This window comes from Streptomyces roseolus (assembly GCF_014649855.1).
GTDB lineage: Bacteria > Actinomycetota > Actinomycetes > Streptomycetales > Streptomycetaceae > Streptomyces > Streptomyces roseolus.
Genome location: NZ_BMTV01000016.1, coordinates 49,078 through 65,453, shown reverse-complemented (window position 1 = coordinate 65,453; position 16,376 = coordinate 49,078). Strand labels below are relative to the sequence as shown.

The 16,376-nt window shown below is 73.0% G+C and carries 15 protein-coding genes and 1 tRNA gene; 12 read left to right on the top strand and 4 right to left on the bottom strand.

From position 1 onward, the window contains the following. Window positions 1-10 precede the first annotated feature (10 nt). Both IE245_RS19960 and IE245_RS19955 read left to right on the top strand, forming a co-directional pair. Window positions 11-457, top strand: coding sequence for an SRPBCC family protein (locus IE245_RS19960; RefSeq protein ID WP_189949478.1), 447 nt, complete (start codon window positions 11-13; stop codon window positions 455-457). A 45-nt stretch (window positions 458-502) separates the two neighbouring features. Further along, window positions 503-574: transfer RNA gene (locus IE245_RS19955), tRNA-Val, on the top strand. Between the two features lie 57 nt (window positions 575-631). Here IE245_RS19955 and IE245_RS19950 read toward each other — a convergent pair. Further along, window positions 632-1,360, bottom strand: a complete 729-nt coding sequence (locus IE245_RS19950; protein WP_189949476.1) for a 3'-5' exonuclease — start codon at window positions 1,358-1,360, stop codon at window positions 632-634. A gap of 121 nt (window positions 1,361-1,481) precedes the next feature. Here IE245_RS19950 and IE245_RS19945 point away from each other — a divergent pair, with 121 nt between their 5' ends. From IE245_RS19945 to thrS, 3 genes are all read left to right on the top strand, one after another. Beyond that, window positions 1,482-2,048, top strand: a complete 567-nt coding sequence (locus tag IE245_RS19945; RefSeq protein WP_189949474.1) for a DUF4365 domain-containing protein — start codon at window positions 1,482-1,484, stop codon at window positions 2,046-2,048. Next, window positions 2,048-3,406, top strand: coding sequence for a serine/threonine-protein kinase (locus IE245_RS19940; RefSeq protein WP_189949472.1), 1,359 nt, complete (start codon window positions 2,048-2,050; stop codon window positions 3,404-3,406). The genes IE245_RS19945 and IE245_RS19940 overlap by 1 nt, the downstream gene beginning before the upstream one ends. 111 nt (window positions 3,407-3,517) lie before the next feature. After that, the gene (gene thrS / locus IE245_RS19935) at window positions 3,518-5,503 is read left to right on the top strand and encodes a threonine--tRNA ligase (RefSeq protein WP_189949470.1); all 1,986 of its coding nucleotides are present in this window, start codon (window positions 3,518-3,520) and stop codon (window positions 5,501-5,503) included. A 27-nt stretch (window positions 5,504-5,530) separates the two neighbouring features. On the opposite strand, the gene IE245_RS19930 is transcribed toward thrS, so the two are convergent. Beyond that, entirely contained in the window at window positions 5,531-6,235 is a 705-nt protein-coding gene (locus IE245_RS19930; RefSeq protein ID WP_189949468.1) for a potassium channel family protein, read from the bottom strand. Window positions 6,236-6,300: 65 nt separating this feature from the next. Here IE245_RS19930 and IE245_RS19925 point away from each other — a divergent pair, with 65 nt between their 5' ends. Then, a complete protein-coding gene (locus IE245_RS19925; RefSeq protein WP_189949467.1) occupies window positions 6,301-6,864 on the top strand; it encodes an HIT family protein in 564 nt (187 codons plus the stop codon). Between the two features lie 67 nt (window positions 6,865-6,931). Here IE245_RS19925 and IE245_RS19920 read toward each other — a convergent pair whose 3' ends face one another. Together IE245_RS19920 and IE245_RS19915 are read right to left on the bottom strand one after the other, a co-directional pair. Further along, window positions 6,932-8,590: an AbeC-like domain-containing protein gene (locus tag IE245_RS19920; protein WP_189949465.1), complete on the bottom strand. Its 1,659-nt coding sequence runs from the start codon at window positions 8,588-8,590 to the stop codon at window positions 6,932-6,934. A gap of 198 nt (window positions 8,591-8,788) precedes the next feature. Then, entirely contained in the window at window positions 8,789-10,996 is a 2,208-nt protein-coding gene (locus IE245_RS19915) for an elongation factor G-like protein EF-G2 (RefSeq protein ID WP_189949463.1), read from the bottom strand. A 262-nt stretch (window positions 10,997-11,258) separates the two neighbouring features. Here IE245_RS19915 and pgsA point away from each other — a divergent pair, with 262 nt between their 5' ends. The 6 genes from pgsA to pdxS all read left to right on the top strand — a co-directional run bounded on the left by pgsA (window position 11,259) and on the right by pdxS (window position 16,370). Further along, window positions 11,259-11,921 carry a phosphatidylinositol phosphate synthase gene (pgsA, locus tag IE245_RS19910; RefSeq protein WP_189949461.1) on the top strand — a complete coding sequence of 221 codons (663 nt, stop codon included), beginning with the start codon at window positions 11,259-11,261 and terminating at the stop codon, window positions 11,919-11,921. After that, on the top strand, window positions 11,918-12,823 hold the full coding sequence (locus IE245_RS19905) for a phosphatidylinositol mannoside acyltransferase (protein WP_189949459.1): 906 nt from the start codon (window positions 11,918-11,920) through the stop codon (window positions 12,821-12,823). The genes pgsA and IE245_RS19905 overlap by 4 nt, the downstream gene beginning before the upstream one ends. Next, window positions 12,820-13,974: a glycosyltransferase family 4 protein gene (locus IE245_RS19900; RefSeq protein ID WP_189949457.1), complete on the top strand. Its 1,155-nt coding sequence runs from the start codon at window positions 12,820-12,822 to the stop codon at window positions 13,972-13,974. Before IE245_RS19905 ends, IE245_RS19900 begins: the two co-directional genes overlap by 4 nt. A gap of 165 nt (window positions 13,975-14,139) precedes the next feature. Continuing rightward, window positions 14,140-14,772 (top strand): MBL fold metallo-hydrolase, encoded by a 633-nt coding sequence (locus tag IE245_RS19895; RefSeq protein WP_189949680.1) that lies wholly within the window; start codon window positions 14,140-14,142, stop codon window positions 14,770-14,772. Window positions 14,773-14,783: 11 nt separating this feature from the next. Further along, a complete protein-coding gene (locus IE245_RS19890) occupies window positions 14,784-15,326 on the top strand; it encodes a hypothetical protein (RefSeq protein WP_189949455.1) in 543 nt (180 codons plus the stop codon). A 135-nt stretch (window positions 15,327-15,461) separates the two neighbouring features. After that, a complete protein-coding gene (gene pdxS, locus IE245_RS19885) occupies window positions 15,462-16,370 on the top strand; it encodes a pyridoxal 5'-phosphate synthase lyase subunit PdxS (protein WP_030745427.1) in 909 nt (302 codons plus the stop codon). Window positions 16,371-16,376: the final 6 nt, after the last annotated feature.

Genomic DNA, 16,376 nt, shown 5'->3' with positions numbered 1-16,376 from the left:
CACTGGACCCATGGACTGGTGCCGGTACCGCTTCCGCAGCGTCTGGCGGCTCGCCGCCCCGCCCGACCGGGTCCACGCCGCCCTCGCCCGCGCCGAGGACTACCCCCTCTGGTGGCCCCAGGTCCGCGCCGTCGTCCCCCGCGACGACACCACCGGCACCGCCCGCTTCCGCTCCCTGCTCCCGTACGACATCGAGGTCACCGTCCGCGCCCTCCGCCACGACCCCCGGGCCGGCGTCCTGGAGGTCCGGCTCGACGGCGACCTGGAGGGCTGGGCCCGCTGGACCCTCACCCCCGACGGGGCCGGCACCCGCGTCCTCTACGAGCAGGAGGTCGAGGTCCGCGCACGGCTGCTGCGCCTCCTCGCCGTCCCCGGCCGCCCCTTCTTCCGCGCCAACCACGCCCTGATGATGCGCGGAGGGCGGCGCGGACTCGCCGCGCACCTGCGCTCCGAATGAATTTGGAGCCCGGCCCGGAAGCCCTGTATGGTTCAACCCGTTCCCGGGCGATTAGCTCAGCGGGAGAGCACTTCGTTCACACCGAAGGGGTCACTGGTTCGATCCCAGTATCGCCCACCGGGAGAGGCCGGTCCGTCATCACGACGGACCGGCCTCAGCCGTTTCCGGCACCGCTCACGCCGCCTTCCGCAGCTCCGGACGGAGCGGCCACGAGGGATCCACCAGCTCCGGCGTCCCCTGCCGGGCGAACCACGCCTGCAGCCCCCGCGCCTGCGCCGCGTGCCACACCGCCTGGAGCGTGTGCAGCTCCGCCGGGGACAGCCGCTCCAGACGGGACGCGAAGCGCCGCCCGACGGCCCGCACCACCTCGAGCGCGGCCGTGGCGTCCGCCGCCGCGTCGTGCGCCCCCTCCAGCTCCACCTCGTAGTGCGCGCACAGGTCCGTCAGCGTCCGGCGGCCCTTGCGGTACCGGTCCAGATGCTTGTCCAGGACCCGCGGGTCGAGCACGCACAGCGAGGTGCGCTCCAGGTACCGGCTCAGCGTCGACGCCCGATGGCGCCTCAGTTCCCGGTCCAGGATGGTGAGGTCGAACGGCGCGTTCATCACCACCAGCGGCCTCCCGGCCGCGTTCTGCTCCGCCAGGGCGCGCCCCAGCTCCTCCATCACCGGCGACGGCCACCGGCCGTTGCGCTGGAGGTGGTCGTCCGTCAGGCCGTGCACCGCCGTGGCCCCTTCCGGCACCGGGATCCCCGGGTTGACCAGCCAGCGGGTCACCCGGGGCCGTGCCCCGGCCGCGTCCTGGACGACGAGCGCGGCGGACACGATCCGGTCCTGCTCGACGTCCACTCCGGTGGTCTCCGTGTCGAAAGCGGCCAGGGGCCCTTCGTACCAGTTCGTCGTCATACCCGAACTCCTCGCACCCGCGCGGCAGATGGCCAACCCCCTGCCCCGAATCGGTGATACCCGCCCTGTTTGCGGCGTACGCGGACCGGTCACAACACTGGTGACGGGGAAGGACGTTCACATGTCGCTCGGCCAGGCCGAGCCGGGAGGGCTGCCGCCCCAGCGGGCGGCCCCGGTACGCGGCTCGCTCGCCACCACCGCCTGCATGGAGACCCTCCAGGTGGGATACCTGCACGCCGTCGCCGCCGCGGCGGGCTGCTCGCTCGCGCAGCCCTTCCCGGACAACGGCGTCGACTGGCACGTGAGCCACGGCTCACCCGGACACACCGTCGACGACGAGGTCACCATCAAGGTGCAGCTGAAGTGCACCTACCAGCTGCCACCGCGACCGACGGGGAGCACCTTCCCCTTCACCCTCGACAACGACCACCTGGTGAAGCTCGCCCGGACACCCGTGGCGGTGCACAAGATCCTGGTCGTGATGATCGTCCCGAGGGACCCGGAGGACTGGCTGAGAGCGAGCCACGACCGGCTCGACCTGAGGCACTGCTGCTACTGGACGAACCTGGCCGGACACCCGGTCACCGGACGCCGCCGGACCACCGTGCGCGTCCCCACGGCGCGGATCTTCGACGACCGGGCGCTCTGCGAGATCATGACCCGGGTCGGCCGGGGAGGGAGACCTTGATGCACCGACCGATCGACGATTCCGGACACGGCGCGGGGGACGGGTACGGAACCGGGTACGGGGCGGGCGACGGGTACGGAACCGGGGACGGGTACGGGGCGGGCGACCGGGGCGCACCCGGGCCCGCCCCGTCGCCGTACCGGCCCCACCCCGTCCCGGCCACCGACCCCGCCGGCTCCTGGTCCTCCCCGGGCGACGGCGTGCCCGACCCCGGCCGGGTCGACCCGCGCGTCCTCGGCGCCCTGCTCGCCCGCCACGGCTGGCAGCGCCGCGGCGGGGCCGCCGGCCGCTACGGCCGCTGGACCCCGCCCGGCGGCCGGGCGAGCGGCGGGACCAGCCTCCTCGTCCCCGACAGCCTCGGCTTCCCCGACTGCGAGGACCTCATCGGCGAGGCCCTCACCGCCCTCGCCCGCAGCGCGGCGCCCTCCGCCCGCGAGGTCCTCACCGGCCTCGCCGTCCCCAGCGACGAGGTCCGCTGGTGGCGCGAGGTCCCCCCGGGCCCGGCCGGCACCGTGCCCTGGCCCGCGCAGGAGAAGTTCCGCTCCGCCGCCCGCGGGATCCTCCTCGCCGGGGCCCTCGCCGTGCGCGGCCGCGCCGGCTATCACGGCTCCCGGCACCGCTCCGCCGCCCGGGCCGCCCTCGAACCCGTCGTCGTCGCCACCGACCCCGGCGGCCGGGTCCTCACCGCCTTCCTGCCGGTCCCGCCCGGCCGCCCCGTCGCCGTCCGGCTCTACCACGCGCTGCACGCCGCCCGCGAGGCCGTCGACTACCAGCGCGCCACCGGCGGCATGGAAGCCTTCGACTCCGCCGTCGAGGCCGGCGTCAGCCGCGAGCTCACCGAGGCGCTCGTCGCCCTCGTCCGGGGGACCGAAGGCGCCCGCATCGCCCTCGAATGGGCCCCCGCCGCCGGCGTCCCCGAGGGCTGTGCCGCCCGCCCCGAGCCCGTCGAGTTCTCGCCGGGCGACCTGCCCGCGCTCCGCGAGGCCGGCGCCCGCTACCTCACCGACGAGCCCTCCGTCCCGGTGCGGATCACCGGCGCCGTCGTCCGGCTGCGCCGCTCGGGGCCGCGCGGCGAGGGCACGGTCAAGCTCCGGGTGCTCGGCGGCGCGGAGGTCGGCCACGTCCGGGTCGCGCTCGACGAGGAGGCGTACCGCACGGCGGGCCACGCCCACCTCGTCGGCCTCCCGATCCGGGTCGTCGGCCGGCTGGAGAGCCGCGGCGGCTTCCGACGCCTCACCGACGCCTCCGGCGTGGTCCCGGTGCAGGTGGACGAGACGGAGCGGGACAGGCTGATGAAGTCCCTGCACGAGAACCTCGATTTCTTCGAGGAGGCGTGCGGGCCGGAGGAGGACCGGTGAGCGGGGCGCGGCCGGGCCCGTAAGATCGAGGGGACGCGGCACCTCGTCTCTGCCGCGCGCCGCCGGCGCCGGCACCTCGTGTCTGCCAGCGCCCCGATGCATGGAGTACCCGTGTCCGAAGTCCGTGTGACCGTCCAGACCGCCTCGGGACCAGAGGAGAGGACGGTGAGCGCGGGCACCACGGCCGGCGCCCTGTTCGCCGACGACCGCACCGTCATCGCCGCCCGCGTCGCCGGGGAGCTGAAGGACCTCTCGTACGAGCTCGCCGAGGGCGACCTCGTCGAGGGCGTCGAGATCTCCTCCGAGGACGGCCTGAACATCCTGCGCCACTCGACCGCGCACGTCATGGCGCAGGCCGTGCAGGAGCTCTTCCCCGAGGCCAAGCTGGGCATCGGCCCGCCGGTCCGTGACGGCTTCTACTACGACTTCGACGTCGAGAAGCCGTTCACGCCCGAGGATCTCAAGGCCATCGAGAAGAAGATGCAGGAGATCCAGAAGCGCGGCCAGCGCTTCGCCCGCCGCGTGGTGACCGACGAGGCCGCCCGCGAGGAGCTCGCCGACGAGCCGTACAAGCTGGAGCTCATCGGCATCAAGGGCTCCGCGGCCGTGGAGGAGGGCGCCGACGGCGCGAACGTCGAGGTGGGCGGCGGCGAGCTGACCATCTACGACAACCTCGACGCCAAGACCGGCGAGCTGTGCTGGAAGGACCTCTGCCGCGGCCCCCACCTGCCCACCACCCGGAACATCCCGGCGTTCAAGCTGATGCGGAACGCGGCCGCCTACTGGCGCGGCAGCGAGAAGAACCCCATGCTCCAGCGCATCTACGGCACCGCCTGGCCGTCGAAGGACGAGCTGAAGGCCCACCTCGACTTCCTCGCCGAGGCCGAGAAGCGCGACCACCGCAAGCTGGGCAACGAGCTCGACCTCTTCTCCGTCCCGGACGAGATCGGCTCCGGCCTCGCCGTCTTCCACCCCAAGGGCGGCATCATCCGCCGGGTCATGGAGGACTACTCGCGCAAGCGGCACGAGGAGGAGGGCTACGAGTTCGTCTACTCGCCGCACGCCACCAAGGGCAAGCTCTTCGAGAAGTCCGGTCACCTCGACTGGTACGCCGAGGGCATGTACCCGCCCATGCAGCTCGACGAGGGCGTGGACTACTACCTCAAGCCCATGAACTGCCCGATGCACAACCTGATCTTCGACGCGCGCGGGCGCTCCTACCGTGAGCTGCCGCTGCGCCTCTTCGAGTTCGGCACCGTGTACCGGTACGAGAAGTCGGGCGTCGTCCACGGCCTCACCCGGGCCCGCGGCTTCACGCAGGACGACGCGCACATCTACTGCACCCGCGAGCAGATGGCGGAGGAGCTGGACAAGACCCTCACCTTCGTCCTGAACCTGCTCCGCGACTACGGTCTGACGGACTTCTACCTGGAGCTGTCGACCAAGGACCCGGAGAAGTTCGTCGGCTCCGACGAGGTGTGGGAGGAGGCCACCGCCGTCCTCCAGCAGGTCGCCGAGAAGCAGGGCCTGCCGCTCACCCCCGACCCGGGCGGCGCCGCCTTCTACGGCCCGAAGATCTCGGTGCAGGCGCGGGACGCCATCGGCCGGACCTGGCAGATGTCGACCGTCCAGCTCGACTTCAACCTGCCGGAGCGCTTCGACCTGGAGTACACCGCCCCGGACGGCACCAAGCAGCGGCCGGTCATGATCCACCGTGCGCTCTTCGGTTCGATCGAGCGCTTCTTCGCGGTGCTCCTGGAGCACTACGCGGGCGCCATGCCGCCGTGGCTGGCCCCGGTCCAGGCGACCGGCATCCCGATCGGCGACGCGCACGTCGGGTACCTGCAGGAGTTCGCCGCCAAGGCGAAGAAGCAGGGCCTGCGGGTGGAGGTCGACTCCTCCTCGGACCGGATGCAGAAGAAGATCCGCAACGCGCAGAAGCAGAAGGTCCCCTTCATGATCATCGCGGGTGACGAGGACATGGCCGCCGGCGCGGTCTCCTTCCGCTACCGCGACGGTTCGCAGGAGAACGGCATCCCCGCCGACGAGGCCATCGCCAAGATCGCCAAGATCGTCGAGGAGCGCGTCCAGGTCTGACGGCCCGGCGCCGGGCCGAGCGCGGTCTCAGGAGGCCCCCGGGGAATCCCCCCGGGGGCCTTCCCCGTTCCCCGGCTTCTCGTCCTCCCGGGTGAACGCCTGGATCAGCCAGGACGAGAACGAACCCGTCACCGCGCCGAGCAGGGCCAGGCCGCAGGCCATCAGGCCGACCGCCACCGTCCGGCCGATCGGGGTCACCGGGCTCACGTCTCCGTAGCCGACCGTCGCGAGGGTGGCGCAGGCCCACCACGCCGCGTCCCCGAAGGTGCGGATGGAGGCGCCGGGGGCGTCGGCCTCGTGGTGGTAGACGGTGAGCGCTGCCGTGAAGCCGAGCAGGGAGACCGAGAGGCCGGAATACACCATCACCCGGGCGTAGAGGCTGAGCCGCGGCCGGCCCCGGCGGCGCTGGACGCGGTCGTAGAGCGCCACCATCCGGACCGGGCGCAGCAGCGGCAGCAGCAGGACGAGCGTGTCGAGGAGGTGGGTGCGGACGAAGCGGAGCGGGTGGAGCCCGCTGAGCCGGAGCCGTACCAGGTAGTCGGCGAGGAAGACCGCCCAGGCCGCCAGGACGACCCCCAGGCAGAGGTCGACGCCGAGCCGCGGGAGGTGGTCGCGGGCGAGGATCCGGACCGCGTAGCCGGAGAGGAAGGCGACGGAGGCCACGGCGAGCGGGGTCGCCATGCGGTGGTCCCAGTGTTCCTGGCGGCGCGGGTTCGGGGGCCTTTCGCTCATCCGGTCAGGATCACCCGAGGCGGCTTCGCTCGCCCCGCCGACACGTTCCGAACGGGCGACGCAATATGCTGCACGGCATGACGACTGAGCCGGAGCAGCAGATCGGGGTGGGGGCGCCGGACGCGTTCCAGCGCCTGTGGACGCCCCACCGGATGGCGTACATCCAGGGGGAGAACAAGCCGACCGGGCCGGGCGCCGACGACGGCTGTCCGTTCTGTTCGATCCCGTCGAAGTCGGACGAGGACGGGCTGGTGATCGCCCGGGGCGCGAGCGTGTACGCGGTCCTCAACCTGTACCCGTACAACGGCGGGCACCTGATGGTCGTCCCGTACCGGCACGTCGCCGACTACACGGACCTGGACGCGGCGGAGACGGCGGAGCTCGCCGACTTCACCAAGCGGTCGATGATCGCCCTGCGGGCGGCCTCCGGCGCGCACGGCTTCAACATCGGCATGAACCAGGGCGCCGTCGCGGGCGCGGGGATCGCCGCGCACCTGCACCAGCACGTGGTGCCGCGCTGGGGCGGCGACACCAACTTCATGCCGGTCGTCGGCCACACCAAGATCCTGCCGCAGCTGCTGGCCGACACCCGGAAGATGCTGGCCGACGCCTGGCCGGCCACCGTCTGAGCCGGCTTCGTCGCCGTACGGCCCCGGGGCGCCCGCCCCGGGGCCGTACGCGTCCCGCGCGGGGACGTCAGGCGTCGTAGACGTCGGCCTTCTTCGGGCCGGGCTCCTGCACGCTGCCGCCGAGGACGAGGGAGCGGTTGGTGAAGCGCTCGGTGTCGACGTTGTGCTCGTCGAGGAAGCGGATCGTCGCGGCGTGGACGGCGCGGAGCACGGGCGTGGCCATGCGGATGGCGTCGTCGGCCATGAAGCGGTTCTTCCAGAGCGGTCCGGCCCACACGTGCCGCAGGCCGAAGGGCTCGGGCAGCGTCATCTTGCCGCCGAGGAAGTCCAGGACCGGCGGGTACCAGGTGAGCGGCGCGCGGACGGCGAGCCGGACGATGTCGTCGGTGCCGAGCAGCGGCTGCGCGATCTCCTTCGTCTCCCAGAAGCGGACGGTCTTGGAGACCTCCTTGGTCTTCGCCTTGGGCTTGGTGGTGAACAGGCCGTGGACGGGGCCGAGGGCGTGGCCGGTGACCTCGATGCGCAGGGTGTGGTGGAGCGAGGTCACCGTGACCATCATGGTCAGGACCACATTGCCGTCCCAGAGCGTGAACTGGACGCCCAGGTAGTGGCGGTTGCCGGCGCCGAACTGCTGCTCGTTGCAGATCCGCTGTATCTCGTGCGGCTTGACCTGGTAGTGGACGATGTTGTCGCCCTCGGGGCGGCTGACCTCGTCGGCGCCCTCGCCGACGGGGGAGACGATCCAGTGCTTGACCGTCGGCTTCGGGAAGCCGGACTTCAGGGACCCGCGCTCCAGGAGCGTGAGCTGGTCGTGGATCTTGCGGACCAGGTCCCAGGCGCGGAAGTCGTGCATCTCCTTGCCGGCCACCGGGACCAGCTCCTCGGCGAGCGTCCAGCTGCCCCAGCGGGTGCCGAGGCCGAGGATGCCCTTGGGGCCGGCGTAGAAGACCACGTTGGACTGCTGCTCGGCGGAGAGCTTCTCCAGGTTGAGCCGGAGCTCCTCCGCGGACTTCTCGCCCGGGTCGGTGGGGACGGACTTGGGGACATGGGCGCCGACGCCGCCGCCGCTCAGCAGTCCGGTCCACCGCTCGCGCAGGTCCACGGCGGCGCTGAGGCAGATCCGGCTCGCGAGGTACCAGCCGATCACCGGGGCGACCATCATCGCCCGCAGGTAGTTGGGGAGTATGCCGTCGAAGGGGAGCTTGAGGAGGAACAGGACGGCGACGATGCCCATCGCCCACATCAGGACGGTGCCCACGAGGCTGGTCTTCCTGTTCGCCTTCCCGGCGGCCATGCGGCGCAGCTGGATCACGCCGAGCCAGAGCAGAAGCCCGGGCAGGAAGAGGACGCCGCAGACGACCGTGATCACGGTCAGCTTGACGTCGCGGCGCCGGCGGATGTGGGTGGCCGCCAGGCAGTGCTCGACGACCGGCTGGGGCTCGGCGCCGAAGGACTGGATGAGCGCCTTGCGGCCGCCGCCGAGCATCCGGACCTGCACGGCCCGGGAGAACGCCTCGCCGAGGTCGGGGCGGAAGAGCTTCTCCCACTTGCCCTTCTTGACCCCGGTCTTGTAGTGCTCGTTGTCGGCTTCCTGGATGGTCTCCAGGGGGCTGTCCCGGTACGCGGCCGACGCCAGCGCGTTCGTCGCGCCGGTCAGGCCGCTGCCGCCCTGGAGCGGGATCTGTGCCCCCGGTCCGAAACCGTCGATCGCCACTTCCGCCCCCATCACCGCGATTACCTGTGCGGGCCGTTCCCGACTGCCGCGCCCGGCACAGCCGCCGAGCTGGGCACCACAGCGTAACCGGGCGGCGTGGTATGCGTCACCGGCTGTGGACAACCCCGGCCGGAACCTGTGGACGAGCCTGACCGGAACCCGGCCGCCCGGTACGGTGCCGGGTGGCCGGGGCCGCTGACGCCCCGTCGACTAGGAGCGCTTGCCCGCCTGTTCGCGGAGGCGTTCGGCGATCTGGGAGGGCATCGGTTCGTGCCGGGCGTAGCTCCGGTCGAAGCGGCCCGTGCCGTGCGAGACGGACCGCAGGTCGATCGCGTACCGCCCGATCTCGATCTCCGGGACCTCGGCCCTGACCACCGTGCGGCCCGGCCCCGCCTGGTCGGTGCCGACGACCCGGCCGCGCCGTCCGGACAGGTCGCCCATCACGGCGCCCACGTACTCGTCGGGGACGAGCACCCGCACCTCCGCGACCGGCTCCAGGAGGTGCACGGGGGCCTCGGCGGCCGCCTCGCGCAGGGCGAGCGCGCCGGCCGTCTGGAAGGCGGCGTCGGAGGAGTCCACCGAGTGCGCCTTGCCGTCCTTGAGGGTGACCCGGACGTCGACCAGCGGATGCCCGGCGGCGACCCCGCGCGCGGCCTGGGCCCGTACGCCCTTCTCGACGGAGCCGATGAACGGGCGCGGGACCGCGCCGCCCACCACCTTGTCGACGAACTCGATGCCGCTGCCCGGCGGGAGGGGTTCGACGTCGATCTCGCAGATCGCGAACTGGCCGTGCCCGCCGGACTGTTTGACGTGCCGTCCGCGGCCGGAGGCGGGGGCGCCGAAGGTCTCGCGCAGCGGCACCCGGTACGGCACCGCGTCCACGCGCACCCCGTAGCGGCCGCGCAGCCGCTCCAGGACGACGTCCTGGTGCGCCTCGCCCAGGCACCAGAGGACGACCTGGCCGGTGTCCTGGTTCTGCTCCAGGCGCAGGGTCGGGTCCTCGGCGACCAGCTTGGCCAGGCCCTGCGAGAGCCGGTCCTCGTCGGCCTTGCCGTGCGCCTCGACGGCGAGCGGCAGCAGCGGTTCGGGCATCGGCCACGGCTCGATCAGGAGCGGATCGTCCTTGGCGGACAGGGTGTCGCCGGTCTCGGCCCGGCCGAGCCGCGCCACGCAGGCGAGGTCCCCGGCGACGCAGTGCGCCATCGGGCGCTGCTGCTTGCCGAAGGGGGAGGTGAGGGCGCCGACCCGCTCGTCGACGTCGTGGTCCTCGTGGCCGCGGCCGACGAGGCCGTGCCCGGAGACGTGCACCGTCTCGTCGGGGCGGAGCGTGCCGGAGAAGACCCGGACCAGGGAGATCCGGCCCTGGTAGGGGTCGGCGGCGGTCTTCACGACCTCGGCGACCAGCGGCCCGTCGGGGTCGCAGGCGAGCGGCGGGCGGGGCTCGCCGGCCGGGGTGGTGACGGCGGGCGGCTCGTGCTCCAGCGGGGAGGGGAAGCCGCGGGTGATGAGCTCCAGGAGCTCGACGGTCCCGAGGCCCTGGCCCCCGCCGTCGGCGGCGGGGGCGGCCGCGATCACGGGATGGAAGCCGCCCCGGGCGACCGCCTTCTCCAGGTCGGCGACGAGGGTGCCGACGTCGATCTCCTCGCCGCCCAGATAGCGGTCCATCAGGGTCTCGTCCTCGCTCTCGGCGATGATCCCCTCGATGAGCCGGGCCCGCGCCGCGGCGATCGGCTCCCGGTCGCCGTCCCCGGGCGGCCGCTCGCTCCGGACCCCGGTCGCGTAGTCGAAGACCCGCTCGGAGAGCAGGCCGATCAGGCCGGTGGCGGCGGCGTGGCCGTCGGCGCCCTCCGGGCCCTGCACCGGCAGGTAGAGCGGCAGCACGGCGTCCGGGTCGTCGCCGCCGAAGAGCTCGGCGCAGACCCGGGTCAGCTCCTCGAAGTCCGTGCGGGCGGTGTCGAGGTGGGTGACGACGATCGCGCGGGGCATGCCGACGGCCGCGCACTCCTCCCAGAGCATCCGGGTGGAGGCGGCGACCGCGTCGGCCTCCTGGGCGGCCGAGACGACGAAGAGGGCCGCGTCCGCCGCGCGCAGACCGGCCCTCAGCTCTCCGACGAAGTCGGCGTACCCGGGGGTGTCGAGCAGATTGATCTTGATGCCGTCCCAGCCGACCGGCACGAGGGAGAGCTGGACGGAGCGGTGCTGCCGGTGCTCGATCTCGTCGTAGTCGGAGACGGTCGCCCCGTCCTCGACCCGGCCCGGCCTGCCGAGCGCCCCGGCGGTCCGGGCGAGCGCCTCGACCAGCGTCGTCTTGCCCGAGCCGCTGTGGCCGACCAGCACCACGTTCCGTACGTCCGAGGGCCGGTCGGCCGTCGGTGCCCTGCCGGCGGCTCCGGCGGGGGTGTGCGCCTTGTCGCCCATGATGTCCTCCCGACTGCGAGGCGGTGAGGGGAGCGGGCGCGGGGGAGCGGCTTCGCGGTGCGGCTCCGGCGGTGCCCGCGGGGTGCTCCTTCGAGCTTTGCACCGACGCCGGGACGCGTCCATCCGTCGTACACCGGTGGGCCTCCGGGGGTACGGTGACGCGGCGGGACGGGTGCGCTCCCGTGCGGCGCCACGCGCGTGGCTACGATGGGTGAGCCGGTGGTCATGGGACCGCGCGGCCCGCCGAAACCTCGGGAAGGCCATGCTGAACAAGTACGCGCGTGCGTTTTTCACGCGTGTCCTCACACCGTTCGCCGCGTTTCTGCTCCGCCGGGGCGTCAGCCCCGACGCCGTGACGCTGATCGGCACGGCGGGAGTGGTCGCCGGTGCCCTGGTCTTCTTCCCCAGGGGCGAGTTCTTCTGGGGCACGATCGTCATCACCCTCTTCGTCTTCTCCGACCTCGTCGACGGCAACATGGCCCGGCAGGCCGGGATCTCCAGCCGCTGGGGCGCCTTCCTCGACTCGACCCTCGACCGGGTCGCCGACGGGGCGATCTTCGGCGGCTTCGCCCTCTGGTACGCGGGCAAGGGCGACGACGACGTGCTGTGCGCCGTGGCGATCTTCTGCCTGGCGAGCGGCCAGGTCGTCTCGTACACCAAGGCGCGCGGCGAGTCGATCGGCCTGCCGGTCGCGGTGAACGGCCTGATCGAGCGGGCCGAACGGCTCGTGATCTCGCTGGTCGCCGCCGGTCTCGCCGGACTGCACGCCTTCGGCGTGCCGGGGATCGACGTGCTGCTGCCCGTCGCGCTGTGGATCGTGGCCGTCGGCTCCGCCGTGACCCTGGGACAGCGGGTCGTGACGGTCCGCAGGGAATCGGCCGAGGCGGACGCCGCGGCCGCGGGGGGAAGCGGGGCGGCGACGTGAGCGCGCTCAAGGACAAGGTGGCCGACGGGCTCTACGGCCTCGGCTGGGCCACCGTCAAGAAACTTCCGGAACCGGTGGCCAAGAGCCTCGGCCGGAAGATCGCCGACACCGTCTGGAAGCGGCGCGGCAAGGGCGTGCTGCGCCTGGAGGCCAACCTCGCGCGCGTGGTGCCCGACGCCACGCCCGAGCGCCTCGCCGAGCTGTCGAAGGCCGGCATGCGCTCGTACATGCGCTACTGGATGGAGTCCTTCCGGCTCCCCACCTGGAGCCGCGAACGGGCCGCGAACAGCGTCACGATCAAGGGCGAGGACATCCTGAAGGACGCCCTGGCGTCCGACCGCGGCGTGGTCCTCGCCCTGCCGCACATGGGCAACTGGGACCTGGCCGGCGTCTGGGTGACCCGTGCCCTCGGCGTGCCCTTCACCACCGTCGCCGAACGGCTCAAGCCCGAGTCGCTGTACGACCGCTTCGTCGCCTACCGCGAGTCCCTCGGCATGGAGGTGCTCCCGCACACCGGCGGCGCCGCCTTCGGGACCCTCGCCCGCCGGCTGCGCGGCGGCGGCCTGGTCTGCCTGGTCGCCGACCGCGACCTGTCCGCCTCCGGCGTCGAGGTCTCCTTCTTCGGCGAGGCCGCCCGGATGCCCGCGGGACCGGCCATGCTCGCCCTCCAGACCGGCGCGGTCCTGCTGCCGGTGACCCTCTGGTACGACGACACCGACGTCATGCGGGGCGAGGTGCACGCGCCCGTGGAGGTACCCGAGTCAGGCACTCGCGGCGAGAAGGCGTCCCTCATGACACAGGCCCTCGCCGACACCTTCGCCGGGGCCATCGCGGACCACCCGGAGGACTGGCACATGCTCCAGCGCCTCTGGCCGGCCGACCTGGAGGAGCGCACTTCGTGAGGATCGGAATCGTCTGCCCGTACTCCTGGGACGTACCGGGCGGCGTCCAGTTCCACATCCGCGACCTCGCGGAGCACCTGATCCGGCTGGGGCACGAGGTCTCCGTGCTGGCCCCCGCCGACGACGACACCCCGCTGCCGCCGTACGTCGTCTCCGCCGGCCGCGCCGTGCCCGTCTCGTACAACGGCTCGGTCGCCCGGCTCAGCTTCGGCTTCCTCTCCGCCGCGCGGGTCCGCCGCTGGCTGCACGACGGCACCTTCGACGTCGTCCACATCCACGAGCCGACCTCGCCCTCGCTGGGGCTGCTCACCTGCTGGGCGGCGCAGGGCCCGATCGTCGCCACCTTCCACACCTCGAACCCGCGCTCCCGGGCGATGCTCGCCGCCTACCCGATCCTCCAGCCGGCCCTGGAGAAGATCAGCGCCCGGATCGCGGTCAGCGAGTACGCGCGCCGGACGCTGGTGGAACACCTCGGCGGCGACGCCGTCGTCATCCCCAACGGCGTCGACGTCGACTTCTTCGCCGGCGCGGAACCGAAGGCGGAGTGGCAGGGGGAGACGCTGGGCTTCATCGGCCGCATCGACGAACCCCGCAAGGGCCTGCCCGTCCTGATGAAGGCGCTGCCCCGGATCCTCACCGAGCGCCCCGGCGCCCGCCTCCTGGTCGCCGGGCGCGGCGACGAGGAGGAGGCGGTGGCGACGCTGCCGCCCGGGATGCGCTCCCGGGTCGAGTTCCTCGGCATGGTCAGCGACGAGGACAAGGCGCGGCTGCTGCGCAGCGTCGACGTGTACGTGGCGCCCAACACGGGCGGCGAGTCCTTCGGCATCATCCTCGTCGAGGCGCTGTCCGCCGGGGCGCCGGTCCTCGCCGCCGACCTGGACGCGTTCGCGCAGGTCCTGGACCAGGGGGCGGCGGGCGAACTCTTCGCCAACGAGGACGCGGACGCGCTCGCGGACGCGGCGGTCCGGCTCCTCGCCGACCCCGCCCGCCGCGCCGAGCTCAGCGCGCGCGGCTCGGCGCACGTGCGGCGGTTCGACTGGTCGACGGTCGGCGCGGACGTCCTGGCGGTGTACGAGACGGTCACGGACGGCGCGGCCGCCGTCGACACGGACGAAAGGACCGGCGGCCTCCGCGCCAGACTGGGCCTGTAGCCCCGCCGTCCCTGCGCCCGCCTTGGCGCGGCCGGTGCCGCGACGGACCTCCGCCCGTCGTCCCGGTGGGCACACGCCCGCCGGGGCGATCGCCCACGACGAGACGGCGGCGGGTGGGTACGGGGCCTGGCGGAACGGCGGGGGCGCGGCGACCCTGTGGGCATGATGCACGTCACGCGGCTCGACCTCGGCCGCTTCGTCCGTCCCGCCGAGGAGTACGGCGGCTCGCACGCGCGCGTGGAGCCCGCGTTCGTCTACCTCGTCCGGCACCCCGCCGGCACCGTGCTGTTCGACACCGGGATGGGCGAGGGCTCGCCGGAGACCGACGCCCACTACCGGATCGCCCGCCGGCCGCTCACCGTGCCGCCCGCCGAGGTGGACGCGATCGTCAACTGCCACCTCCACTTCGACCACATCGGCGGCAACCAGCGCTTCCCCGCCGCCCCCGCCTTCGTGCAGCGCCGCGAGCTCGCCACCGCGCGGGCGGGCGCGTACACCATCGACAGCCTCCTGCCCGGCGTCGCCTGGACGGAGATCGACGGGGAGCACGAGCTCGCCCCCGGCGTGCGGATCGTGCCGACGCCCGGGCACGTCGACGGGCACCAGTCGCTCGTCCTCGACCACGGCGACCGCGTGACGGTCCTCGCGGGGCAGGCGTACGACACGGCGGGCGAGTTCGGGACGCCGTACCGGCCCTGGCTCGGCCGGCTCGCCGCCCTCGCGGACGGCCGCCCCGCGCGCGTCCTGTTCGCCCATGACCACGCCCTTTGGGAGGGAGTGCTGCCACCGCCCGGGTAGCCTGTGCGCCCGTGACCGAAACCCTGATCTGGACCGTCGCCGCGCTGATCCTCGTCGGCGTCTACCTCAGCTGGACCGCCGGACGGCTCGACCGGCTGCACACCCGCATCGACGCGGCCCGCGCCGCCCTCGACGCCCAGCTGCTCCGCCGCGCCTCGGTCACCCAGGAGCTGGCCACCTCGGGAGTCCTCGACCCGGCCGCCTCGATCGTGCTGTACGAGGCCGCGCACGCGGCCCGGCAGGCCGAGGAGGACCACCGCGAGGTCGCCGAGAGCGAGCTGAGCCAGGCCCTGCGCGCGGTCTTCGGCGAGCCGGAGCAGGTGGAGCTCGTCCGCGAGGCGCCCGGCGGCGAGGAGGCGGCCGGTGAGCTGGCCGCCGCGGTCCGCCGGGTTCCCATGGCCCGCCGCTTCCACAACGACGCGGTCCGCGCCGCACGCGCCCTGCGCCGCCACCGCAAGGTCCGCTGGTTCCGGCTCGCGGGCCACGCGCCCTTCCCGATGGCCTTCGAAATGGACGACGAACCGCCGGTGGCCCTGGCAGATCGTCCTTCGTGATCCACTCCGGCCTCGGATTCACGCGAAAAGGATCCACAGGCTGCACATTGGCCCTTGATGTGGACCGCTCGTGGACTGTTTCCTCGCTCTAGTCGTCAACGTCCCGTTGAACCCGTTGTCACGAGTGAGGTTCCCGTGTCCAGCTCCACCACCCCCCAGTCCCCCGAGACCGGCACCGCGCGCGTCAAGCGCGGCATGGCCGAGCAGCTCAAGGGCGGCGTGATCATGGACGTGGTCAACGCCGAGCAGGCGAAGATCGCCGAGGACGCCGGCGCCGTGGCCGTCATGGCCCTGGAGCGGGTCCCCGCGGACATCCGCAAGGACGGCGGCGTGGCCCGGATGTCCGACCCGAACATGATCGAGGAGATCATCGGCGCGGTCTCCATCCCGGTGATGGCCAAGTCCCGCATCGGCCACTTCGTCGAGGCCCAGGTCCTCCAGTCCCTCGGCGTCGACTACATCGACGAGTCCGAGGTCCTCACCCCGGCCGACGAGGTCAACCACTCCGACAAGTGGGCCTTCACCACCCCCTTCGTCTGTGGCGCCACCAACCTGGGCGAGGCCCTGCGCCGCATCGCCGAGGGCGCGGCCATGATCCGCTCCAAGGGCGAGGCCGGCACCGGCAACGTCGTCGAGGCCGTCCGCCACCTGCGCCAGATCAAGAACGAGATCGCCAAGCTGCGCGGCTTCGACAACAACGAGCTCTTCGCCGCCGCCAAGGAGCTGCGCGCCCCGTACGAGCTCGTCAAGGAGGTCGCCGAGCTCGGCAAGCTCCCCGTGGTCCTGTTCTCCGCCGGTGGCGTCGCCACCCCGGCCGACGCCGCGCTGATGCGCCAGCTCGGCGCCGAGGGCGTCTTCGTCGGCTCCGGCATCTTCAAGTCCGGCGACCCGGCCAAGCGCGCCGCCGCCATCGTGAAGGCCACCACCTTCTACGACGACCCGAAGGTCATCGCGGACGCCTCCCGCAACCTCGGCGAGGCCATGGTCGGCATCAACTGCGACACCCTCCCCGAGTCCGAGCGCTACGCCAACCGGGGCTGGTAGGCACCG

What these genes read in the sequence shown, in the direction of transcription:
- IE245_RS19960 (WP_189949478.1), top strand. Translation starts at nt 11, where the DNA reads ATGGACTGGTGCCGGTACCGCTTCCGCAGCGTCTGGCGGCTCGCCGCC.
- IE245_RS19950 (WP_189949476.1), bottom strand. Translation starts at nt 1,360, where the DNA reads ATGACGACGAACTGGTACGAAGGGCCCCTGGCCGCTTTCGACACGGAG.
- IE245_RS19945 (WP_189949474.1), top strand. Translation starts at nt 1,482, where the DNA reads ATGTCGCTCGGCCAGGCCGAGCCGGGAGGGCTGCCGCCCCAGCGGGCG.
- IE245_RS19940 (WP_189949472.1), top strand. Translation starts at nt 2,048, where the DNA reads ATGCACCGACCGATCGACGATTCCGGACACGGCGCGGGGGACGGGTAC.
- IE245_RS19930 (WP_189949468.1), bottom strand. Translation starts at nt 6,235, where the DNA reads ATGAGCGAAAGGCCCCCGAACCCGCGCCGCCAGGAACACTGGGACCAC.
- IE245_RS19925 (WP_189949467.1), top strand. Translation starts at nt 6,301, where the DNA reads ATGCTGCACGGCATGACGACTGAGCCGGAGCAGCAGATCGGGGTGGGG.
- IE245_RS19920 (WP_189949465.1), bottom strand. Translation starts at nt 8,590, where the DNA reads ATGGGGGCGGAAGTGGCGATCGACGGTTTCGGACCGGGGGCACAGATC.
- IE245_RS19915 (WP_189949463.1), bottom strand. Translation starts at nt 10,996, where the DNA reads ATGGGCGACAAGGCGCACACCCCCGCCGGAGCCGCCGGCAGGGCACCG.
- pgsA (WP_189949461.1), top strand. Translation starts at nt 11,259, where the DNA reads ATGCTGAACAAGTACGCGCGTGCGTTTTTCACGCGTGTCCTCACACCG.
- IE245_RS19895 (WP_189949680.1), top strand. Translation starts at nt 14,140, where the DNA reads ATGCACGTCACGCGGCTCGACCTCGGCCGCTTCGTCCGTCCCGCCGAG.